Source organism: Streptoalloteichus tenebrarius (assembly GCF_024171885.1).
GTDB lineage: Bacteria > Actinomycetota > Actinomycetes > Mycobacteriales > Pseudonocardiaceae > Streptoalloteichus > Streptoalloteichus tenebrarius.
Genome location: NZ_JAMTCP010000040.1, coordinates 13,033 through 34,846, shown reverse-complemented (window position 1 = coordinate 34,846; position 21,814 = coordinate 13,033). Strand labels below are relative to the sequence as shown.

17 protein-coding genes are annotated in these 21,814 nt (G+C 71.1%); 8 read left to right on the top strand and 9 right to left on the bottom strand.

What is annotated here, in order from left to right:
- The first annotated feature begins 8 nt into the window (after nucleotides 1-8).
- The gene (locus LX15_RS25475) at nucleotides 9-2,786 is read left to right on the top strand and encodes a pPIWI_RE module domain-containing protein (RefSeq protein WP_253672190.1); all 2,778 of its coding nucleotides are present in this window, start codon (nucleotides 9-11) and stop codon (nucleotides 2,784-2,786) included.
- A 139-nt stretch (nucleotides 2,787-2,925) separates the two neighbouring features.
- Here the strand turns inward: LX15_RS25475 and LX15_RS25470 are convergent, their stop codons facing one another.
- The 8 genes from LX15_RS25470 to LX15_RS25435 all read right to left on the bottom strand — a co-directional run bounded on the left by LX15_RS25470 (nucleotide 2,926) and on the right by LX15_RS25435 (nucleotide 12,645).
- A complete protein-coding gene (locus tag LX15_RS25470; RefSeq protein WP_253672189.1) occupies nucleotides 2,926-3,834 on the bottom strand; it encodes a hypothetical protein in 909 nt (302 codons plus the stop codon).
- Nucleotides 3,835-4,839: 1,005 nt separating this feature from the next.
- Nucleotides 4,840-4,995, bottom strand: coding sequence for a hypothetical protein (locus LX15_RS25465; RefSeq protein ID WP_253672188.1), 156 nt, complete (start codon nucleotides 4,993-4,995; stop codon nucleotides 4,840-4,842).
- Between the two features lie 415 nt (nucleotides 4,996-5,410).
- Nucleotides 5,411-5,722, bottom strand: coding sequence for a hypothetical protein (locus LX15_RS33940; protein ID WP_504978606.1), 312 nt, complete (start codon nucleotides 5,720-5,722; stop codon nucleotides 5,411-5,413).
- Nucleotides 5,723-5,942: 220 nt separating this feature from the next.
- A complete protein-coding gene (locus LX15_RS25455) occupies nucleotides 5,943-6,989 on the bottom strand; it encodes an NAD-dependent epimerase/dehydratase family protein (RefSeq protein ID WP_253672186.1) in 1,047 nt (348 codons plus the stop codon).
- 52 nt (nucleotides 6,990-7,041) lie between these two features.
- Complete coding sequence (locus tag LX15_RS25450) at nucleotides 7,042-8,163, bottom strand: DegT/DnrJ/EryC1/StrS family aminotransferase (protein ID WP_253672185.1); 1,122 nt, start codon at nucleotides 8,161-8,163, stop codon at nucleotides 7,042-7,044.
- A gap of 124 nt (nucleotides 8,164-8,287) precedes the next feature.
- Nucleotides 8,288-9,676, bottom strand: coding sequence for an alkaline phosphatase (phoA, locus tag LX15_RS25445; protein WP_253672184.1), 1,389 nt, complete (start codon nucleotides 9,674-9,676; stop codon nucleotides 8,288-8,290).
- Between the two features lie 23 nt (nucleotides 9,677-9,699).
- A complete protein-coding gene (locus tag LX15_RS25440) occupies nucleotides 9,700-11,064 on the bottom strand; it encodes an AprD4 family radical SAM diol-dehydratase (RefSeq protein WP_253672183.1) in 1,365 nt (454 codons plus the stop codon).
- Between the two features lie 69 nt (nucleotides 11,065-11,133).
- A complete protein-coding gene (locus tag LX15_RS25435; RefSeq protein ID WP_253672182.1) occupies nucleotides 11,134-12,645 on the bottom strand; it encodes an FAD-dependent oxidoreductase in 1,512 nt (503 codons plus the stop codon).
- Between the two features lie 1,231 nt (nucleotides 12,646-13,876).
- Between LX15_RS25435 and LX15_RS25430 the strand changes: the two genes are divergently transcribed.
- The 3 genes from LX15_RS25430 to LX15_RS25420 all read left to right on the top strand — a co-directional run bounded on the left by LX15_RS25430 (nucleotide 13,877) and on the right by LX15_RS25420 (nucleotide 16,600).
- Nucleotides 13,877-14,659 carry an SDR family NAD(P)-dependent oxidoreductase gene (locus tag LX15_RS25430; RefSeq protein WP_253672181.1) on the top strand — a complete coding sequence of 261 codons (783 nt, stop codon included), beginning with the start codon at nucleotides 13,877-13,879 and terminating at the stop codon, nucleotides 14,657-14,659.
- Between the two features lie 217 nt (nucleotides 14,660-14,876).
- Entirely contained in the window at nucleotides 14,877-15,854 is a 978-nt protein-coding gene (pseB, locus tag LX15_RS25425; protein WP_301305244.1) for a UDP-N-acetylglucosamine 4,6-dehydratase (inverting), read from the top strand.
- A complete protein-coding gene (locus LX15_RS25420; protein WP_253672179.1) occupies nucleotides 15,851-16,600 on the top strand; it encodes a creatininase family protein in 750 nt (249 codons plus the stop codon). Before pseB ends, LX15_RS25420 begins: the two co-directional genes overlap by 4 nt.
- Here LX15_RS25420 and LX15_RS32700 read toward each other — a convergent pair.
- Nucleotides 16,587-16,718 (bottom strand): hypothetical protein, encoded by a 132-nt coding sequence (locus LX15_RS32700; protein ID WP_301305237.1) that lies wholly within the window; start codon nucleotides 16,716-16,718, stop codon nucleotides 16,587-16,589. The genes LX15_RS25420 and LX15_RS32700 overlap by 14 nt on opposite strands.
- Nucleotides 16,719-16,844: 126 nt before the next feature.
- Here LX15_RS32700 and LX15_RS25415 point away from each other — a divergent pair, with 126 nt between their 5' ends.
- The 4 genes from LX15_RS25415 to LX15_RS25400 all read left to right on the top strand — a co-directional run bounded on the left by LX15_RS25415 (nucleotide 16,845) and on the right by LX15_RS25400 (nucleotide 21,763).
- On the top strand, nucleotides 16,845-17,861 hold the full coding sequence (locus tag LX15_RS25415) for a zinc-dependent alcohol dehydrogenase (RefSeq protein WP_253672178.1): 1,017 nt from the start codon (nucleotides 16,845-16,847) through the stop codon (nucleotides 17,859-17,861).
- A 107-nt stretch (nucleotides 17,862-17,968) separates the two neighbouring features.
- Nucleotides 17,969-19,243: a DegT/DnrJ/EryC1/StrS family aminotransferase gene (locus tag LX15_RS25410; protein ID WP_253672177.1), complete on the top strand. Its 1,275-nt coding sequence runs from the start codon at nucleotides 17,969-17,971 to the stop codon at nucleotides 19,241-19,243.
- Nucleotides 19,244-19,278: 35 nt separating this feature from the next.
- Nucleotides 19,279-20,433 (top strand): 2-deoxy-scyllo-inosose synthase, encoded by a 1,155-nt coding sequence (locus tag LX15_RS25405; RefSeq protein WP_253672176.1) that lies wholly within the window; start codon nucleotides 19,279-19,281, stop codon nucleotides 20,431-20,433.
- Nucleotides 20,434-20,443: 10 nt separating this feature from the next.
- Nucleotides 20,444-21,763 (top strand): glycosyltransferase family 4 protein, encoded by a 1,320-nt coding sequence (locus LX15_RS25400; RefSeq protein WP_253672175.1) that lies wholly within the window; start codon nucleotides 20,444-20,446, stop codon nucleotides 21,761-21,763.
- Nucleotides 21,764-21,814: the final 51 nt, after the last annotated feature.

The window sequence follows — 21,814 nt, the reverse complement described above, 5'->3', positions numbered from 1 at the left end:
GTACCCCTATGGCCTACGACCGCGTCATCCGGGCCGCGTACGTCCCCAACCCCGACGCTGGCCCCTTCGTTCTGCGCTGCCACGCGCTGGCGTTCCCCGCGAGGTGGCGCGAGCCGCTCCTGGAGCTGTTCCGGTACGGCAAGAAGAAGAACCCCGAGAAGTTCCGACAGGTGCCCATCGCCCGGCTCAACGCGTTGCTCCGTGCCGTGGCTCCGGACCTCATCTCAGTGGGGGCCAAGGCAGCCCTCGATGAGGAACGCCCATGGCTCTACACCACGAATCCCTACCCGCTGCCCGTCCTCACGAGCCTCATCAACGCCTACCTCTGGGACATGCAGCCCAACCCCGAAGCCTTCTCCCACCTGGAACGGACCGCCCAGTCCCTCGACCTCGACAGCCTCACATGGAAGCCGATCGAGGTCGACCTGTGGGCACACGAGGTCTCCCCCGGCGGTACCTGCGTTCCCGCCGACCACCTGTACCGACTCCTGCCCGAGATCCTCGCCAGCAGGATCGCGCAACTGCCGCCTTATGAGTACTGCGGTGAGAAGGTCCAGTTCGTGCAGGTCGCTCCCCTCGGCCAGGACAACGGCGCGGAGCTGATGTCCTGGCCACCCCTCTCACACACGACCAAGACCAAAGATGGCGACCGGCGGGAGTGGAACTACTCCGGCGTCATCCGGATCTCGCTGCGCACCAGCCCCTTCTCACCCGTTCCCCGCATCCACCTCAGCGCCGGCGTGCGACGGTGGAGGCGTGGTCCCGTCTGGATGCCGGCCAAGGGGGGTGTGTCCACCTACCTCCGGACCCGCACCCCGCTCGTGCCCGGCGCCCCGACCCCAACCCGGTTCGCCGTGGCCCAGCTCACCTGGATCCCCGAGGTCGGAGTCCGCTGGCGGCACGGCGGACCGCAGGGAATGCTCGACCGCCTGTCCGTCGTTGACAACCTGCCCTCACCCGAGGTGTTGGCGAAGGAAGCCGAACGATGGATGGACGGGCTGGACGGGTTCCAGGCAGCCGTGGTGCACCACACCATGATGGGGCCACATGGCGTCGGCGCCGGGCTCATGCCCAGCGAACGGGTTCGACTCCTGGAATGGGCCGCCCAAGCGCTGGAACCCGACCTTGTGCGGATCGCCGACCTGCGCCGAAGCGCCCTCACCAGCCGGGGACCACACAAGGTTGTCGAGCCCAGGTTGCCGGTCAAGAAGAAAGCCACCGACGAGCAGCGCACCGAGATCGAGGCAAGGAACGAGGAGATCGACAGGCGCAACGCCAACGCCAGGCGAGCCAGCGTCGCGGCCGCCGTGGGGAAGCAGGGCCTGCGGGTCCGCCTGCTCCACCAGACCGACCGAACCCGGGACGCGATCATCGCCGCCGCCGAACGGAGCCTCAACCTGGGTGAGTTTCGGCGGGAGACCGGGTCCACGACCTGGTCCTGGGAAGCGCCCGACCTGACCGTCCACATCCACGTCGACCCCCTGGGCGGACTCGGCGCCCCGCTTGGAACGGGTGACAAGGCCCCGAAGCGGGGCGAGGAGACCGACGCCGCGATCGCGAAGCGACGGAGGGAGGTCGCAGCCGCTCTGGACGAGCTGGCGCAGCAGACGCCGCCTGCGCCGCACCTGGTCATCGTCGAGCTCGACGGTAAGGACAAGTTCAGCGCGCGGCGCACGGACCCGAAGCACGCGATTCGGCTGGGCTGCGCCGACGCTGGCTGCGTCAGCCAGTTCATCCGTACCCCCGGGACAGACGAGGAGGAGGAAGACGACCTTGCCCATCGGGCAGCCGCTGCCTGGGATGACGGGCTACGCCAGGTCGGCGTCCGCTTCGTTCCCGTGCACTCCCTGGACGACGCCATTCCCACGAACCTCAACCAGCTCGCGTTCTGGCTGGTGAAACGCCGCTCCAACGACCAGTTCGGACCCCAGTTCACCCCGGTCGCCATCCTCATCCGGCCCTGCCAGAACCAGATCATGGGCCGCACACCGGACCTGGACGCCTGGATTCCCTACCCGGACCTGCTCCGCGCGTTGACCGGCGAGGTCCGTGACGAGAACCTCGCGACCGAACAGCAGCAGAGGGACGTCACCGCCGCCTTCGTTCGCCACACCCTCTACCACCTCCGTGGCGAACCCACCCTCGTCCTCACCCACGCGCAGAACATGCGGTACCGGTGGTCGTGGCTGACGAACCCCGGCCTCGTCGCGGACAGGATCCAGATCGGCGACGGCCGTCTCCAGCAGCTACGCACCCATGGCAAGCACCTGCGCATCGTCCGGGTAGCGACCGGCGCAAGGCACGAGACACCCCAGTGGTGGGCGGAGAAGTCCAAGGAGGAAGGCGGCATCTCCAAGGGCCTGTGGGTGCCCGAGGACGCCGGTGACCACGGTCGGGTCTTCTACAGCACCGTCGAAAAGGCGAGCACGCACACACTCAGCGTCGACGCCACCAAGCTCACCCACCGCCTGAACGCCAAGGGCAAGCTCGAGATCAAGCCCGGGAAGAACGCGTGGAACCCGGACCTGCTCGAGTTCGCCATGGCGGGCCTCCAGCCCAACGATGACCCTGAGACGTGGGCCATGTACGTCCACCAGCAGCGGTTCTCCGACGACTACCGAGACGCCCTCGGCCTGCCTCTCATCCTTCACCTGGCCGAGCTCACCAACGAGTACGCCCTACCTCACGAGGACCCCGAACGCGCCGAACCCGAGGAGGGCACGAGCGAGGAGGGCACGAGCGAGGAGACAGCGGACAGCCCAGAGCAGCTCACGTTCGATCTATAACCCGGTCCGTCGGCTGCGGGTGCCCCGCCCGCGCGCCCGCAGCCGACACCTCCCCTGGAACCCGATGGAGGTACGGGGTTCATCTTCACGAACGCTCTCTGATCCCTCCTCAGGTTCAGATCGTTCCGGGTAAGGGGACCTAGAGAAACCCCCGGTGGGCGCCACCACCCAGGAAGGGTGCCAGCTCGGAATAGGTAGGTTCTGGGGTCGCGGGTAGTGCGAGACGTTGCTTGAGTGGATCTGTTCGCTGAGCGTGCTCTCGCGCCCACGCGAGCCACTCACGTGCCGCCTCCGCCTCCGCCGGATCACCCATTGCCGCGATACGCGCCTCCATCGCCTGGAGATAGGCGTCGAGGCGGCGGGCGCGTTCCCAGGCGGCCATCTGCTGAGAGAGCACCTCAGCCCGATGAGCTTCGACGAACAGGACGTTCGCGCGGTCGAGGCGTTTCTGTTGCTCGATCTTCTCGAGTCGGCGCTGTTCCTCCTCTCGTGCCTTCCGTCGATCGACCAGGTTCGCCCGGTGTTCAATCTCGTACAGAATCTCGGACAGCTTCTCGTCTATCTGCCTTCTGACGCCGTCGGTCCAGGTGGTCTGAAAGTATTCGCTCCATCTCGATAGTTCGACCTTGAGTTTTTCGTTCGGGGTGTAGTCGTGGTCGGGAATCCGTGTCCACGGCCAGCGCTGCTTCTCGGCGAGTTCTTTCTGGGTGGGAACGTGCTTGGATCGATCCTTGAGCTGAACGACGCGAAGGACCACCTCGTGTCCTTGGACAACGAAGACGAGTTGCGATAACGGGTCTCGCTGCCCCGCCTCGGTACCTGCCCTGACCTGGTGGCCCCGGGCTTCCGCGGCGAGTGCCAGGGCGTGAAGCAGTCGGAGGGCCCGGTTGCGGGCAGGCCCCACCACGGGCAAACCATGTTGGGAGTCGCGGAGCTTCGCGACCACCGGATGCGGATCGCGAAGTTGACTCGGAACCTGGATCGTTGGCACTGGCTGGTTCATCCAGGCCGGCAGATCCTCGATGCTGAGCACCAGCTTCGTGCCCACGCTCTCCATGGCCAACTGCCGGCCCCCGGGGATGCGGCCGGGACGGCGGAGTGCACGAACCCTGGCTTTCAGCCGTTGGCGTTCGTCGTAGTCGTCGACGTCCAGCGTGAGCTTGCCTCCCGCCTGGAGGATCTCAGCAAGCAGCTTGTCCGATACGGTCGGACTCGGCGGAGAGGGCTCTCGTGTTCGGGGTGTGCTCGATGTCGTACGCCGGATCTGTGCCCTCGGCACTCGTTGCGCCGCCGGTGTCACGACGGGTAGTTCAGCATTCTCACCTGGGTACCCGCCGTGTTCAAGGTAGTACTGCCCCGCGGGCTGAAGAACGGCGTGCCACCGCTTGTCCACCCGGCGCACGGAGACCAGTCCGCGACTCTCCAAGCCTCGCGCGACCTGCTTATGACGGTCGTCCTGCCACACACCTTCCGGGCAGCCATCGGCGACCCAACGCAGCACCTTGAGCTGCTGAGGGGCTAGGGGTGCACGCTTCCATGCCATTCCTCACCGTACTGCGCATCTGTTCACGGCACCGTCGATATTTAGAAGCTCTTCGTGAGTGGTTGGGCTGTTTGGAGCCGTGACAACCACTCGCGGGGACTCCTGAACAACGCGCACGAAGAACCCGTGCCTGGCGCGTGCCACGAGCTCCACGCCGCCAAGGTGACCGTCAGTTGGGGTGCCCGTACTGCGCCCTGGTGGCCGCGGAGTACACGTCGTCTATCCGGGTGACCGACTCCTGACCTGTCCACCATGCGGCGCTGTGGCGGCCGCTGGTCGGCTCTCGACCGGGATCATGCGCCCGCTACCGGTCAGGAAAGCTTGGGGTGCGGCGGAGTACAGGCGCTCGTCATCAGTGAGGCACCGCGAGGACCGTGGTGCCCGCGAGGGCGGCGGCCAGGGCAGCACGGCGCGGCAAGTCGTCGGTGGAGGTCATCAGACGCCTTCTTCCGATGGGGCGGGGAGACATCGTCGAGGCGGCCCCTCGAAGATGGACAACAAGAAGGAGGTTCAGACGGCGTACTGGATCAACAGGGCGCCCATCCACACCACGACCGGAGTCAGCGCCCTGACCCACCACCGCAACCGGTTGACCAACAACGCCATGGTGATCATCACCAGCCCGGTCAGCACCACCAGGCACGATGAGGGCAACCGCCCGCTCATGGTTCGGCCAGCAGGACGGGTACGCGCAGTAGTCCTCGGGACCGAAGTAGTAGATAGACAGCAGTTGGCTGACCACGACGGTCCAGCCGGCCACTACCGCTCCGCCGATCCCCTGGAGGACAGCACCCCTGCCGACCCGCGACCGGACCATGCCTTGCCAGTCGGCAGACCGGCGGCGGCGACGATCGTCATCGAGGTCAGCACCAGACACCAGGCCCATCGCCGGTCGAGTCCACTAACACATGACGTGCACGGGCGCGGATCGACCTGGGGCAACGCGGATTGGAGGCCGAGCGACGCGAAGCCGAACACCACCACCAGCCCCAACCACCGCGATGACTCCCACAAGCACCCCGGCCACTCTGCGGATCTTGGTCACCACGTCATGGTCCCGGTCGCACGGGCATCCACCGCGTCACCTTTGGGCGGCCTTGCTGAACGCGTCGACCACGTTGTTCTCCGACCGTCCGAACCGGTCGTCGTAGAACTTGGCCACCCGCTGCTTGTCGGTGAGCTTCAGCAGGCCACGGAGCGCGTCGGACATCCGGCGCCGGCGGTTGTCCCTCATCGAACGGGCGACGAGATACGCGTCGCAGTCCGCCACGACGTCACTCCAGTCGAAACCGTCGTCGGCACCTACTACACCGGTGCTGAGCCCCTCCGCGAGCGTGTGTTCGCCGCGGTGCGCTGAGGCGAAAGACGAATTCGTCGTGGAGGCTCTCGCGATCGGTAAGCACTGAAGATCGGTGAGCAGCGTGTCGGCGGTGTCGCATTCGGCTGTTTCGCCCGAAGAGATCAGTGCGGCGACTCGCGGTCAGGATCACCGCCTTTCTGTGTGGGTGGGTTCACGCCGGTGGGAGAAGGGAGCCTGGTCGGAACGTGTCCTGGCCAGGCTCCCTCCTTCCTGCGGGTTTTCTCGTGGATGCTCGGCCTCTGGTGGGGTGGGGTCAGGCGGGGGTGGGGTTGAAGGTGAGGAGTTCCTGGCTGCGGGGGTCCTTCATCCAGCGCACGTTGTGGTAGCGCGGGTCGGTGAGGAAGTCCGGCAGGCGGCCGTCCAGGATGGCCTCGGTGACGTCGTCGCAGGCGTCGGCGACGGTGCGGGTCGGGGTGATGCCGAGGACCTGCCGGAGCCGACGCGAGGTGAGGCGGTAGGACCGCCGGTCGTCGGTGGGCGTGGTCGTGGTGGTGATCTCCGCGCCGATCCGCCGGCCGACGCGGGTGGCGATGATCCGCGCGATCTCGGCGACCGGGAGGTTCTCGTTGCCGACGTTGATGGGCCCGCCGTTGAGGGCGCCGAGCGAGTCGTCCACGACCAGGCGGTGGTAGACGCCGACCAGGTCCTCGACGTGGACGTTGGGCCGGTACTGCGTTCCGCCGAAGACGGTGATCTCGCGGTTGCCCACGGCCTGCGCGGTCAGCAGGTTCACGGTCAGGTCGAGGCGTTGCCGGGTGGACACGCCGCAGACGGTCGCGGCCCGCAGCGCCACGGTCTCGAACGAGTCGTCGGTGAGCGGGAAGAGGATCTCCTCGCCCAGCGCCTTGTACCGGTTGTAGTCGGTGATCGGCACCAGCGGGTGGGACTCGTCGACCTCGGGGGAGTCGCTGATCCCGTAGACGCTGGCGGACGAGGCGTAGACGAACCGGCGGACCCCGGCCTCCTTGGACAGCCGCATCACGTGGTCGAGGCACTCGAAGTTCACGGAGCGGCCCAGCTCGGGGTTGAGGTCGAAGCTGGGGTCGTTGGCGACGGCCGCGAGGTGGACGACGACGTCGACGTCGCGCAGCGCCTCCCGGAACAGGTCGGGGTCGCGGATGTCGCCCCGCACGTTCTCCAACCGGGGGTCGGAGACCTCCCGCAGCCCGTCGCCGAAGATCCGCGAGTCGAGCACGCGCACCCGGACCTGGTCGGCGAGCAGCCGCCGGGTCAGGACCGAGCCGATGTACCCGGCGCCACCGGTGACCAGGACGAGGTCGGGGCCGGCCTGCTTGTTCATGGAGTCAACTCCCCGCTGAGGTGTGTCGGACGGACTCGGGCGCGCCGGGGCGTCAGCGCGCGTGGTGGTCGAAGAAGGAGCGGACCCCGTCCGCGGCCGCGCGGATCTCCCGCTCGGACATGAGCGGGTGCAGCGGCAGCGAGAGGGTCCGGGCGGCCTGCCGCTCGGTGACGGCCAGGCCGCGGGCCGCGGTGCGGACGCGGCCGTCCGCCGCGGCCGGTTGCCGGTGGATCGGGACGGGGTAGTGCACGGCGGTGCCGACGCCCAGCCGGGACAGGTGGGACCGGAGGGCGTCCCGCTGGTCGGTCATGATCGCGTACCGGTGGTACACGTGGACCCGGTCGTCCGGCCTCGGCGGGGTGACCACGGGAAGGCCGGCGAGCAGGTCGTCGTAGAGCGCGGCCAGGTCCCGCCGGCGTTCCGTCCACTCCGCGAGGCGGTCGAGCTTGACGTTCAGCAGGCCGGCCTGGAGGGCGTCCAGCCGCGAGTTCTCCCCCCAGCGCACCACGGTGTCCCGGTCGCGCAGGCCGTGGTTGCGCAGCAGCCGCAGCTCCCCGGCCAGCTCCGCGTCGTTGGTCACGACGACGCCGGCGTCGCCGCACGCGCCGAGGTTCTTCAACGGGTGCAGGCTGAAACACCCGGCGATCCCGAAACCGCCGACCGGGACGCCGCCGGCGGTGGCGAGCACCGCCTGCGCGCAGTCCTCCAGCAGGACGATCCCGCGCCGCTCGCACAGCTCGCGGATCGCGCCGATCTCCGCCGGCAGGCCGCGCAGGTGCACCGCGACCACGAGGCGGGTGTCCGGGGTGATCGCCTCCTCCAGGGCGGCCACGTCGACGTTCTCGTCGTCGCCGACGTCCACGAGCAGGGGGTCGAGCCCCTCGGACAGCAGGGCGCCGACCGTGGCGACGAAGGTGTTGGCGACGGTGACGCCGGTGCTGCCCCGGGGGATCCCGAGGGCGCGGACGGTCAGGCGGAGCGCGTCGGTGCCGGAGTTGACGGCGACGGCGTGCTCGACCTGGTGGAGGTGGGCGATCCGGCGCTCCAGCCGGTCGACCTCCTCACCGCCGACGAACACCCCGCCGGCGAGCTGCTCCTTCAGCACCGGCAGGAACTCGTCGACGAGGGCGGCGTTCTCCCGGTCGACGTGGGCGAAGGGCACGTGGTGGCTCATCGTCTCCCTCGTGGGCGCAGGGGTGCCGTGTCACCGGCCGGGGCGGCGCCGCGTCCGGGGGACGCGGGGACCGCCCGGCGGCCGGTGGCACGGCGGGAACGGGTGCCGGCGCGCTGGTGTGTCCTCAGTGGACACCCATCGCCCTGGTCAGGATGTGGAACAGGTCGGTGTTGTCGTTCAGGCCGACGATGTTGGCGGCCTGTGGCCCGTAGCCCGCGACGCGCACCTGGGCTCCGGTGTGCTCCTGGGCCTCTCCCGGCATCGCGGTCGCGTAGTTGACCGTCATGTGGCCGCCCTCGTTGGTGACGAGGGTGGCGGTCATCCCGGGGCTCGGCACGCCGTTGGGGATGATCTGCGTGGACTGGGCGTGGTCGGCGGTCACGATCACCAGCGTGTCCCCGTGCCGCCGGGCGAACTCCATGCCGACGGCGACCGCCTCGTCGAACTGGACGGTCTCGCCGATCTGCTCGCACGGCAGCCCGTCGTGCGCGCCCCAGTCGATCTGCGCGCCCTCGACCTGGAGGAAGAACCCCCGGTCGTGCCCGCGCGACCGCCGGTCGAGCAGGTCGATCGCGGCGCGGGTCATCTGGGCCAGCCGGGGTTGCCGGGCGTCGCGCCCGGTGTTCTCGGCGCAGCGCGTCGGCGGCGTGCCGCCGGCCCTGGCCTGCGGGCCCGTCCACACCGAGTCGAGGCCCTCGGCGGCGAACAGCCCGAGCACGGGCTGGTCGCCCCGCAGGGTCGGGAGCTGGTCGGCCCGCTCGACCACCTGGAACCCGGTGTCGACGGCCTGTTGGCGCACCGTCCGGCCGGCGAACCGGCCGGCGGCGATCCGTTGGTCGAAGTACTTGGCGCCGCCGCCCATCATCACGTCGGCCCGCAACGCCACCTGCTGTTCGGCGATCGAGCCCGGCCCGCCGTTCTCCCTGGCGTTCGGCGCGCACTGCCGCATCGTCTCCGGCCCCATGCAACTGCGGTCGAGGACGTGCGCCGAGATCGCGGCGGGTGTGGCGTCCTGGAGTTCGGAGGTCGTGACGCTGCCCGTGCGGAAGCCACGCCGTTTCGCCAGTTCCAGCAGGGTCGGTCGGGGCGTCCCGTGGGCGTCGACGCCGATCGCGCCGTTGTAGGTCTTGGCGCCGATGGCCCACGCCGTGGCCCCGGCGGCGGAGTCGGTGACGTACTCGGGGTGACCGGGGTCGCCCTTGACCACCGAGTGGGTGGTGAGGGACCCGGTCAACGGCAGCCGGTCGAGGGTCAGCCGGCCGCCGGCCCCGTGCTGGTAGTTGCGGGCGAGGGTGATCTCCGAGTCGCCCATGCCGTCCCCGACGAACAGCAGGACGTTGCGGACCCGGCCGCCCCTGACCTCGGCGCGGACGGAGTCGGCGCGGTCAGCGCCGGGGGCGGGGCCGAGGCCGCCGTCGGCCTCGGCGGGGACGAGGGGGGTGAGGGCCGCGGCCATGGCGACCGCCGCGAGGGTTCCCGTGATGCGGGACCGCCGTCGCTGGGAGGTGGTCATCGTGTGGTCTCCGGCTCCTCGGGTCAGGCGTCACCGGTCGACCAGGCGTGCACCCTGGCCTGGAACTCGGCCCGCTCGGCGGGCCCCGCCTTGCAGACCGCGTGCAGCTCGTCGACGAACCGGCTGGCCCGCTCCAGGTCGCCGATGCTCAGCTCGTCGGTGTGCATCACGGCGTTGTGGCTGGTGAAGGCGTTCTGCGAGCCGTCGATCCACCCCTTGTCCACCGCGATCTGGTGCAGCTCGGTGCCCGGGTAGGGGGTGATCACGCTGAGGTTGAACTCGGTGTCGGCCAGCCCCAGCTCCAGGATGAAGTCGAAGGTGCGCCGGATCGACATCCTGGTCTCCCTGGGCAGGCCGATCAGGAACAGGAAGACCAGCTTCAGCCCGGCCTTCCTGGCCACCGCGTGGAACTTCCGGACGGTGTCCAGGTTCAGGCGCTTGCGGACGGCGGTCGCCTGCATGTCGGGGTCGCCGCTCTCCACGCCGACCTCGACGCCGACGCACCCGGCGTCGACCAGCGCGGCCACGACCTCCTCGTCGAGCCGGTCGATCCGGGTCTCGCACCACCAGGGCACCCCGGTGTCGGCGGCCTTGAGGGCCTGGCACAGCTCCAGGGTGCGGTCGCGGTGGAAGGAGAACACCGGGTCGCGGAAGACGGCCGCGGTGATGCCCAGCTCGGCGCACTGCCGGAACTCCGCCACGATCCGCTCGACGGGGTAGGTGCGGATCTTGCGGCCCTCGCTGAGCGGGTACGGGCAGTAGAAGCGGCACGGGTAGGGGCAGCCGAAGCTGCCGTTGATGCTGGTGATCCCGGTGCGCGCGATCGGGGGGAACATGTACGGCGTGTGGTCGACCAGGTCCCTGGCCGGCAGCGGCTCGGCCGCCAGGTCACCGAAGGCCGGCTGGTGGTGCCGGGGGTCGAGCAGCGAGTCCGGGGTCACCAGGCCCGGCACGGTGTGGTCGCCGGCGAGCGCGGCGCGGGCGAAGGAGATCGACTCGGGGAGCAGGACGCCCTCGCAGCCGCCCCGCTCGAACAGGGTCCGCCACTGGGCGGGGCTGCGGATGCTCGTGTAGGCGTAGCAGCGGGCGCCCTGCGCGCGGAAGGTCGCCAGCCGCTCGGCGTCCTCCAGCAGGCTGGGCAGCGAGACGTGGCAGATCACCGTGGTGCCGGGCTCCACGGAGGGGACCACGCCGGTGACCTCCTCGTCGGCGATCGCGATGTCGTCGGCGTCCTCGCGCAGGACGCCGGCCAGGCGCATCAGGTCGAGCGGGGGCAGCAGGAAGTCCTCGTCCTTGCAGACCGTGCCGAGCCCGCCCGCGTACGTCCGTTGCAGATCACGCCCGAACGAAGTCTTCGGGCTCACCAGCAGTACCGTGCCGAGCCGCATTCGTCGCACCTCATTCACTGGGGGGTCCCGCGCCGGCGCCGGCGCGGGCGACCTGGGGAACCGGGGGTGTCAGGAGATGGCGCAGGCGATCCGCCGGGCGTTCGCCTGGATGGTGAGGGTGGGGTTGAGGTTGCCGGCGAAGGGGAAGACGGCGCCGTCGACCGCCCACACGTTGTCGTAGTCGTGCAGCCGGCCCAGCGGGTCGGTCACCGACGAGCGCGGGTCGCGCCCGGAGCGCAGGGTGCCGTGGAGGTGGGAGCTGCCCAGCTCGTACATCGTGCTGACGTGCCTGACCCGCCCGCCGAGCGAGCGCAGCAGCGCCTTGGCGCGCTCGCGCAGCAGGCGCAGCCGGGCCAGGTCCCGCCTGTGCGCCACGTAGTCCATCACCACGCGGGGCAGGCCGTAGGAGTCCAGGTCCTTGCTCAGCCGGATCTGGTTCCTGGCCCTGGGGCGGTCGCCGACGCTGCACTCCAACTGGAGGGGCATGAACGCGTTGTCCCTGACGTTGTCCCACGGGTTGGCCTCGTAGATCAGCCCACCCATCCCGTCGGGGAACGCGGGGTCGTACATCGAGTCCAGCAGGGTCATGCTGGAGTAGCGGTGGCGCAGGGGCTGGTAGTCGTCCTCCCTGCGGACGTGGGTGCGGAGGTAGACGCTGTTCTTCATGGCCAGGTGCTGGCCGACCATGCCGCTGCTGTTGCCCATGCCGTCCGGTTCGAGGCGGGAGGCCGAGCGCAGCAGCAGGGCCGAGGACTGGATCGCGTTGGCCGCCAGGACGAACCGGCGCGCCCTGATCGTCCCGCTGTCGCGTTCGACGGCGTGCAGGACCTCGACCGAGTCCACCGTGCCCGGTCGGGACGCCACCAGCCGGGCGGCCCTGGTGCGCAACAGGACGGACAGGTTGTCGCCGCACCGGCTGAGCAGTCGGGAGGCCACGTCCGCCTTCGCGCCGACCGGGCAGGCGTTGTCGGTGCACGGGGTGAGTTGCTGGCAGCCCCTGGTGAACCGGTCGCGGACACCGCTGATCGCCAGCGGGGTGGCCACCGGTGTCCAGCCGAGCCGGGTGGCGGCCTCGGCCAGCACCCTGCCCTGGCTGGTGTAGTCGAGCTTCTCCCTGCGGTAACGGGGGAACTGGTACTCGGCGACGGTCGCGCCCGACGGCCCGGCCACGGCGAGCTGCTCCTCGATCCAGTCGTAGTACGGGTCGAGGTCCTGCCGGGTCACGCCCCAGTGGTCGTAGGCGGCGGCGCCCAGGAACTCGGGGCTGGGTGTGAGGTCGCGCGGGTGGTAGCGGAAGGACACCCCCGCGTAGAAGATCGTGCCGCCGCCGAACGCCTGTGCCGTCCACGGGTTGCCCGTGGTCCACCAGCGCCCGTGCCGCCACGCGTAGGCCCAACTGTCCGGGTCGAGGTGGTCGTCGATCGTGCTGCCGGGTGGGACCACGTCGCCCTGTTCGACGATGAGCACCGACATCCCCCGCTCGGCCAGAGTGAACGCCGTGACCGCGCCGGAGGCGCCGCTGCCGATGATGCACACGTCGAAGACCTGGGCGGTGGCCTCCTGGAGCGTCACGAACCTCACGAACAACTCCTTCGCGGTGGAGGAAAACGTGCCGGGCCGGCGTGCCGGTCGCGCCCGTGTCCGGGGCCGGCGCCGGGAACCGGAAAGAGAACCGACAAGACTTCGCCCGCCTCTTCGCGGCGGATTCCGGGGCTCGGCGCGCCGAGCGCGCCGAATCGGACCACATCAGTTCCCTGCCGTCGCGTCGTCCCCTCCCGGAAGTGTCGGGGCTGGTCGTTGGCGACGGCTCGACGCGAGCGAGTCTAATTATTCGTCGGCGCTTCCGGGACCATTGTCACTCGAACGGAGGTAGCGGGGAAAGAGGCGGGAAAGAGGGCGGGTTTCGCGCCTTGCCCGCGTTCTGAACCTGGTTGTACGGTCGCGCCATGTTCGGCTTTCCGGGTCAATTGGGACCCATGCTGGGCGTATCCGCCGAGCGGGTGCCACCGGCGGGCGCTGGGACGAGCCAGGGAAAGTATCTCCAGGTGAGCGCCTGGTCGGCGATCCGGGAAGGCGGCAGGCTGACAGGTTCGGCACAGCTCGCTAGGAAATCGGCTCCGGGTCGGGTATACCGTTTCCTCAACGTCGGGAACACGGTTGTCGAGAGACGGAGGGCGCGGCCCGGAGATGTTCTGCGCGGAGCCGGTCGTCGGTTGCCGCCGCGATGTTCGTCGGCCGGTGCAAGATTCGGGCGCCCCATCCGGACCTGGACGCCCTGCTGACGGGTAATTGTTGAGACAATCTTTCTCCCCGAGGTTCCGAACGCGGAGACGGCGTCCCTGCCCCCGGTCTTTCCGACCGCGCCGGCACCGTTGATCGGAAACCTCGGGCCGCCCGCCGCGCCGCCGGACGCCCCGCCCATGACGGTCGGGACGGACGGTGTCAGAAGAAGACGTGTCGGAACAGTGGAACGCGTTGTTCGCGGTTTCACGCGCGCCCACTCATCAACGGCGCTGGGTCGGTGGGCGCGTGCCGTCGTCGGCCGCGCCCGCCGGCGCGCGGCGGCGACGCGGGCCGAGAACCGCCCACGGGCGGATGGACAGGATGGTGACCAGGTGCGGAAAGGCGTGGTCGCGGCGGCGTGGACGGCCGCGACGCCTCGACGGCCCAGCGCGGCGGTGACGCCGGTGGACGGTGATGGACGTGGCCGCGACGGCGGCGTTGTCGTCGTCGGTGGCGTGGTCGGTGACGGCGCCGGTCTCGGTGATGCCGGTCGCGGTGGCTCCGGTCTCGGCGGGAGCCGGTGACGGCGATGGAGCAACGGTACGTGCTGGTCACCGGGGCCAGTCGCGGTCTGGGACGGCGCAGCGCCGAGGAGCTGGCCGGCCGAGGGTGGACCGTCGTCCTGGCCTGCCGCGACGTCGCGGACGTCGCGTCACTGCTCGCGACGGTGCGCGGCCGGGGCGCCAGGGCCCACGCGGTTCCGATGGACGTGACCGACCCGGACAGCGTCGCCGCGGCGGTGGACGCCGTGCGCGAGGTCGGCGGGCGGCTGCACGCCCTGGTGAACAACGCCGGGGTGTTCCGTCACGCCGAGGAGCGCTTCCCGGGGCTGACGCCGGGGGACGCGCTCGACATCCTGCTCACCAACACCTACGGCCCGCTGGTGGTGACCAGGGCGTTCCTCCCCCTGTTGCGCGCCGCGGGCGGGGCGGCGGTGGTGAACGTGACCAGCCGCGACGCCGACGAGGACACCTTCGACGGCGAGTTCACCTGCTACCGCGCGTCCAAGGCCGCGCTGAACGCGATGACCAGGAACCTGGCGGTCGCGCTGCGCCCCGACCGGATCGTCGTCAACGCGGTCGATCCGGGGTGGATCCCCACCGACATGGGCGGTCCGGAGGCCCCGGACAGCCTGGACGCGGCCGTGACGGCGGTGGTCGACGCCGTCGAGCTGGCCGGGAGCGACCGGACCGGGGTCCTGCTCAGGGCTGGCCGCGACCCCGCCCCTCCGGTGGCGGCGCCGAGCGAGCCCAACCAGCGGCACCAGCCGGACCTCCCGCCGCCCCCCGTCCCGCGGTGGTCGGCGTCGTGACCGACGAGGGCGGGGCGACGGCCTCGCGCCCGCCAGGACGACCGACGGCCCCGGGCCGAGCAGAACGAGTTCCTCCCCATTCCCCACGAACCCTCCCGAACCGCCCGCCGCGGTGGGGACGGAGGGGCCGGAGCACCCAGGAAAACCGGTGACACCAGTTCCCTTGCCCACGCTGGCCGACGAGCAAAAGGGGGAAGACTTGTCCTCGCACCACGTACTGTCCGGAAGCAGGGTGATGATAACCGGCGGGACCGGCTCGCTCGGCCGTGCCTTCCTCAGGAAGGCGCTCGACGAGATCGGGTGCGGCTCGGTCGTCGTCTACTCGCGTGACGAGCTCAAGCAGCGCGAGCTGCGCGAGGCCTTCGACCACGACCCGCGTCTGGAGTGGGTCATCGGCGACGTGCGCGACGTCGACCGGCTGCGCTTCGCCATGCGGGACGTCGACCACGTGGTGCACGCGGCGGCGTTGAAGCAGGTCGACACCGCGGAGCGCAACTGCATCGAGTACATCCGCACCAACGTCCTGGGCGCGCAGAACGTCATCGACGCCGCGATCGAGACCGGCGTGTCCCGGGTGATCGCGTTGTCGACGGACAAGGCGTCCAGCCCGGTGAACCTCTACGGCGCGAGCAAGCTGTGCGCCGACAAGCTGTTCGTCGCGGCCAGCGAGTACGCGGGCCGGCGGAACACCAGGTTCGCCGTGGTGCGCTACGGGAACGTGCTCGGCAGCCGCGGCTCGGTGATCCCGTTGTTCAAACAGCTCGCGGCGAGCGGAAAACCGATCACGATCACCGACAAGCGGATGACGCGGTTCTGGCTCAGCATCGACGCCGCCGTCCGGTTCATCGTCGAGTCGTTCGACCAGATGGGCGGCGGGGAGATCTTCGTGCCGCGCATCCCGAGCATGCGGATCATCGACCTGGCCGAGGCGATCGCGCCGAGGAGCCCGATCCACGAGGTCGGCATCCGGCCCGGCGAGAAGCTGCACGAGGAGATGATCTCCGAGTCGGACGCCCGGCGGACCGTGCGCCTGGCCGACCGGTACGTCGTGCGCTCCGCGTTGGGCGAGGACCACGCCGAGATCCCCGGTGGCACCCCGGTCCCGGACGGCTTCAGCTACACCTCGGACAAGAACGACGAGTGGCTGTCCGTCGCCGACCTGCGCGCCGAGTACGCGGGGGAGGGGGCGGCATGAGCGTCACGCCCGAGGACGAGGTCCGGTACGACCGCCTGCTCCCCAGGGAGTTCGACGCGCGGCTGGCCGCCACCCCGTTGGCCTACGTCCCCGTCGGGTCGCTGGAGTGGCACAGCGCCCACATGCCCTACGGCGTGGACACCGACAAGGCCACGGCGATCTGCGAGCGGGCCGCGCGCCGGCACGGCGGCATCGTGCTGCCGGGCAACCCGTGGGGCTTCATGCAGGGCAACTGGCGCGGCGCGACGCACCCCGGCCTGCGCGTGGAGACGATCTACCAGCTCTACTCGGACATCCTGCGCGGCCTGGCCACCGTCGGGTTCCGGGCGGCGATCGTGGTCTCCGGGCACTGGACCACCAAGCAGACGATCCCCATCGCCTGCGCGCTGGAGCAGGTGCGGCAGGAGACGGGCCTGCGGGGCATGGTGACCTTCGACGGCTCCGACGAGGACTGCGGGTTCGACCCCGCGCTCCACCTGGACATGGACCACGCCGGCGCGTTGGAGACCTCGGTGTACGGCGCGCTGTTCCCGGAGAACGTGCACCTGGACCGACTGTCCGAACTGGACCTGTCCGACCTGCCGGGCCGCGAGTGCCACCTGACCCGGTCCGGCATCCAGGGCCGCGACCCGAGGGAGGCCGCCGACTTCGAGCGGGGCCGGTGGCACGTCGACCAGGTCGTGGAGCTGCTCGGCCAGGCCGCCGCGCGCCTGCTCGCCGAGGCCGAGCCGGTCACCGGCGGTTGACCGCCGCCCCGGCGGCCGAGCCCGGAGCCAGAACGAACACCAGGACCAGCACCAGCACCAGCACCAAGGCCAGCACCAAGGCCAGCACCAGCACCAAGGCCAGCACCAGGACCCACACCGGCCGGGGCCGTCGTCGACCGTGACGGGCCCCGAGCGACCACGACCGGGGCGCCGAGGGCGCCGCCGGGCGGACCCCCGCCGCCGTCGCGAGCCGTTCGCGGCGGCCACCACCAGAGGAGAGCGCATGAAGGCACTCGTGTTCGACGCCCCCGAGCGCGCGCTGTTGCTCGACAAGGACGTTCCGGAGCCCGCGCGGGGCGAGGTCCTCGTCAAGATCGCCTACAACTCGCTGTGCGGCAGCGACCTGTCGCTGTACCGCGGCGTGTGGCACGGATTCACCTACCCCGTCGTCCCCGGCCACGAGTGGAGCGGCACGGTCGTCGAGACCAACGGCGTGGACGGCGACCTGCGGGGCGCCAGGGTCACCGGCGACCTCACCGTGTCGTGCAGCCGGTGCGCCCCGTGCGAGCGCGGCACCCCGGTGCTCTGCGAGAACCTCCAGGAACTCGGCTTCAACCGCGACGGCGCGTGCGCGGAGTACATGACGATCCCGGCGCACAACGTCTACCGGCTGCCGGACGGGTTGTCGCTGAAGGCGGCCTGCCAGGTGGAGCCGTTGGCGGTGGCGCTGCACGCGGTCGCCACCGCGGGCGTGGAGGAGGGCGACCGGGTCGCCGTCCTCGGCGCGGGCGGCATCGGCCTGCTCCTCATGCAGGCCGCCGCGCTGCGCGGCGCGACCGTCACCACCGTGTCCGAGCCGGTCGCCGAGCGGCGGGCCAGGGCCAGGGACCTCGGCGCGCTCACCGTGACCTCGGCCGCCCCCGGCGAGCTGGCCGCGCTCGTGGAGCGGCGCCCCGAACTGACCCCGGACGTCGTGCTGGAGGCCTCCGGCTACCCGGCCGCCGTCCAGGAGGCGATCGAGGTCGTGCGCCCCGGCGGCAGGATCGGCCTCGTCGGCTACCGGGTCGAGGAGAGCGGCGTGATGGCGCCGCACCACGCCACCGTCAAGGCGTTGACCATCAGGGGCTCGCTCGGCCCCGGCGGCCGGTTCGCCGAGGCGATCGAGGTGCTGGCCTCCGGCGCGATCAACACCGACGCCCTGCTCAGCCACGAGTTCGGCCTCGACGACCACGCCGCGGCGCTCGACCTCGCCCTGCGGCGCACCGACGGCAACACCCGGTCGTACTTCCACTTCGCCTGACCCCGACCGCCCGGTGCGTGGTCCCTCCGACGACCACGCGCGCCGCGCGTCCCCGCGCACCGGGCGCGGAGCCCGCCCACACCACGAAGCCCAGGAAAAGGGGAACCATGCCACCTCAGCTCGCCGTCAACCGCGGAACACCCGTGCGCACCCGGCAGTGGCCGCTGTGGCCGCGGCCGGCGAAGGGCGCCGCCGAGGCGCTGAACCAGGTGCTCGCCTCGGCCCGGTGGTCGCTGAGCGGCCCGTACCGGGGTGTCGAGTCGTTCGAGCGACGGTTCGCCCGCGACTTCGCCGGCTACCTGGGCTCCGCCCACTGCGTGCCGGCGGCCAGCGGGACCGCCAGCCTCATGCTCGCGCTGGAGGCGTGCGGGGTGGGCGCGGGCGACGAGGTGATCGTGCCGGGGCTGTCCTGGGTCGCCTCCGCGTCCACCGTGCTCGGGGTCAACGCGGTGCCGGTGTTCGCCGACATCGACCCCGACACCTGGTGCGTCGACCCGGCGGCGGTCGAGGCCGCGATCACGCCGGCCACCAGGGCGATCGTCGTGGTCCACCTGTACGCGGCCGTCGCCGACATGGACGCCCTCCGCGCCGTCGCCGACCGGCACGGCCTGCCGCTGATCGAGGACTGCGCCCAGGCGCACGGCGCGGTCTACCGGGGCCGCAAGGTCGGCACCCTCGGCACGCTCGGCACCTTCAGCATGCAGCACAGCAAGGTGCTGACCAGCGGCGAGGGCGGCGCGGTCGTCACCGACGACGCCGGGCTGGCCCGCAGGGTGGAGCACCTGAGGGCGGACGGGCGCTGCTACCCCGACACCGCGCCCCGGCCGGGCGCGATGGAGCTGGTCGAGACCGGCGAGTTGATGGGCAACAACCGGTGCCTGTCGGAGTTCCACGCCGCGGTCCTGGTCGAGCAGCTCAAGGAGCTGGACGAGCTGAACGCCCGCCGCGCCCGCAACGCCGCCGTGCTGGACGGCCTGCTCTCCGACCTCGGCTGCACCCCGCAGCGCACGTCCGAGGGGACGGACTCGCGGACCTACTACGTCTACGGCGCGCTGCTGCCCGAGGGCGCTCTGACCACTGTGGACATCGCGCGCGTGACGGAGGCGATCTCGGCGGAGCTGGGCTTCTCGGTCCTGCCGCCGTACCGGCCGCTGCCGGTGAACCGGCTCTACGACCCGAGCAGCCGCCGGCGCTACGCGATCAGCGAGGAGTACGAGAAGCGCGTCGACGCCTCGCGGTTCCAGCTCCCCGCCTGCGACCGGCTCGCCCGGCGCGGCTTCACGCTCCACCACGCCGCGCTGCTCGGCGACGAGGAGGACATGCGCGACATCGCCACCGCCGTCAGGAAGGTCCTGGAGCACGGTGCGGAACTCGGCGCCTGAGTAGGGAAACGGACTCGCACACCGGGAGAGTGGGGATGAAGGTCACAACGATCGCCATGGGAGACGTCCGTTTCCCCTACCGGCTCGGCACCTCCTGCGTCGACGAGATCGTCGACCGGCTCGCGGACCTCGACGCGAGCCGGTACCTCGTCGTCGCCGACACCACGGTCGCCGGCCTCTACGGCCACGACCTGGTGCGCCGGATCCGGGGGACGGCCGGTCCCGCCGACCTGCTGCTCCACCAGGGCGGCGAGGAGCACAAGGGGCTCGGCACGCTGACCGAGCTGGTCGAGTCCGCGCTTCGGCTCGGGGCCGACCGGCGCAGCGTCGTCGTGGCGCTGGGCGGCGGCATCACCGGCAACATCGCCGGCCTCATGGCGGCGCTGATGTTCCGCGGTATCCGGCTGGTCCACGTGCCGACGACCATCGTCGCGATGCTGGACTCGGTCCTGTCGCTGAAGCAGGCCGTCAACAGCTCGGTCGGCAAGAACCTGGTCGGCACGTTCTACCAACCGGTCGAGGTGCTCGCGGACACCGAGTTCCTCAGGACGCTCAGCCGGCGGGAGATCCGCTCCGGCCTGTGCGAGGTGGTCAAGAACGCGCTCGCGATCCGGCCCAGCATGATCGACCGCCTCGCCGGGCTGCTGCCGCTGGACGAGCGCTACGACGACGAGGCGATGCGCTGGATCATCGACGAGAGCATCGCGGCCAAGGCGCAGGTCACCGAGAACGACGTGCACGAGCGCGGCCAGGGCCTGGTCCTGGAGTACGGCCACACCGTGGGCCACGCGCTGGAGCACGCCGCCAGGGGCGAGGTCTCGCACGGGGCCGCGGTGGGCCTGGGCATGCTCGCCGAGGCCGAGATCGCCCGGCGGCTCGGCCTGGCCGGCGACGACATGGTCCAGCTCCACCGCGAGCTGATCGGCAGGGTCGGGATCGACCTGGAGTTCCCCTCCCACGTCAGCGCGGACGACGTGCGGTTCCGCCTGCGGTACGACAACAAGCGCGGCTACCTCAGCGACGCGGGCGACGGCTACGTGATCGTCCTGCTGAAGGCGCCGGGCGTCCCGCTCCAGTCGGAGGGCCTGCCGCTCACCGTCGCCGACCCGGCGGTGGTCGACGCCGTGGTCTCCGAGTTCGCCCACCCCGCCACGGCGGCCGCGATCGGCCGTCGGACGCCCGTGGGATAGGGGGAGCCCGGTGCGCGTGCTGCGGCTGACCCCGTTCTTCCACCACGACTGCGTGGACTCGTGGCCGGCGGAGTTCGACTCCGTCGGCGGGATGCAGGTGCAGATCCTCCGGCTGTCGCGCCAGCTCGCCCAGCGCGGGGTGCGGCAGGAGGTGTTCACGGTCGGCTTCCCCGGCCTGCCCAGGGTCAGGGAGGACTCGCCCGGCCTGGTCGTGCGGATCACCAGGGCGCCCATGCCCCGGCTGCGGTCGGAGCTGACCGGGCTGGTCGGGCTGAACCTCGCCTGGTTCCTCGGCGCGATGGCCGAGTGCCTGCGCCGGCGGCGGGGTCCGCTGCCCGACCTCATCCAGGTGCACGGCGACGGCCAGCTCTGGGCGTTGCTGGCCGGGCCGTTGGCGTCGGCGATCCTGCGCCGGCCCTACAGCCTGGTGCTGCACTGCTCGCGTCTGGGCGTCTACCAACCGATGTCGCGGTACGACCGGTGGCAGCACCGGTTCGTCGCCGCGGTCGAGCGGTGGGCGGTGCGCAGGGCGAGCGGGGTCTGCGCGCTCACCACCCGCACCGCCGACGTGGTGCGGAAGGCGTTGCGCCCGCACCAGGTCCGGGTCGACGTGGTGCCCGACTCGGTGGACCCGGACCCGCCCGCGCACAGCGGCGTCCCGGTGGCGGACCGGCTCCGTGCGGCCGGCCTGCCCCCGGACGCGCGGGTGGTGGGCTACGTCGGCAGGGTGGCGCACGAGAAGGGCTGGTCGCACTTTGTCGACGTGGCCGAGCGGTTGGCCGGGGGGCCGGCGGGGGAGCGGGTCGTGTTCCTCGTCGTCGGCGACGGACCGCAACGCCCGAGGATGGCGGAGCGGGTGGCGGCGGCCGGGCTCGCCGACCGGTTCGTCTTCACCGGCTTCCTGCCCAACCAGGACATCCCCCTGACCATGGGCGGCATCGACGTCCTGGTCATGCCGTCGGTGCACGAGGAACTGGGCGGCAGCGCGATCGAGGCGATGGTGTTGGGCGTGCCCGTCGTGGCCTACGGCGTCGGCGGGCTCAGGGACACCGTCGGGAGGGTGACGCCGAGCCTGGCGGTGCGCCCGCAGGACGTGGGCGCGTTGACCGACGCCGTCCGCGACGTCCTCGCCAGGACCGACGAGTACCGCGCCCAGGTGCGGGCCGGCCGGCCGTGGCTGGAGGAGAACTACGGCGACGGGGTGGGCGTCACCCGCACCGTCGCCCACTACCACCGGATCCTGGCGGGCGGACGCGGGGGAGTCACGGCCGGCGCCGGGCTTCCCGACGACCCGGCCAGGGCCGGGAGGTCGCCGGCGTCCGGCCGGTGACCGCGCCAGGAGCCGGCGCGGCCGCGGTGCCGCGCCGGCCCAGTGTCAGCT

Excerpts from the sequence above, each read along its gene's own strand:
- LX15_RS25430 (WP_253672181.1), top strand. The coding sequence starts at position 13,877 with ATGGAGCAACGGTACGTGCTGGTCACCGGGGCCAGTCGCGGTCTGGGA.
- LX15_RS25475 (WP_253672190.1), top strand. The coding sequence starts at position 9 with ATGGCCTACGACCGCGTCATCCGGGCCGCGTACGTCCCCAACCCCGAC.
- phoA (WP_253672184.1), bottom strand. The coding sequence starts at position 9,676 with ATGACCACCTCCCAGCGACGGCGGTCCCGCATCACGGGAACCCTCGCG.
- LX15_RS25450 (WP_253672185.1), bottom strand. The coding sequence starts at position 8,163 with ATGAGCCACCACGTGCCCTTCGCCCACGTCGACCGGGAGAACGCCGCC.
- LX15_RS25415 (WP_253672178.1), top strand. The coding sequence starts at position 16,845 with ATGAAGGCACTCGTGTTCGACGCCCCCGAGCGCGCGCTGTTGCTCGAC.
- LX15_RS25405 (WP_253672176.1), top strand. The coding sequence starts at position 19,279 with ATGAAGGTCACAACGATCGCCATGGGAGACGTCCGTTTCCCCTACCGG.
- LX15_RS25465 (WP_253672188.1), bottom strand. The coding sequence starts at position 4,995 with ATGAGCGGGCGGTTGCCCTCATCGTGCCTGGTGGTGCTGACCGGGCTG.
- LX15_RS25420 (WP_253672179.1), top strand. The coding sequence starts at position 15,851 with ATGAGCGTCACGCCCGAGGACGAGGTCCGGTACGACCGCCTGCTCCCC.
- LX15_RS25455 (WP_253672186.1), bottom strand. The coding sequence starts at position 6,989 with ATGAACAAGCAGGCCGGCCCCGACCTCGTCCTGGTCACCGGTGGCGCC.
- LX15_RS25410 (WP_253672177.1), top strand. The coding sequence starts at position 17,969 with ATGCCACCTCAGCTCGCCGTCAACCGCGGAACACCCGTGCGCACCCGG.
- LX15_RS25440 (WP_253672183.1), bottom strand. The coding sequence starts at position 11,064 with ATGCGGCTCGGCACGGTACTGCTGGTGAGCCCGAAGACTTCGTTCGGG.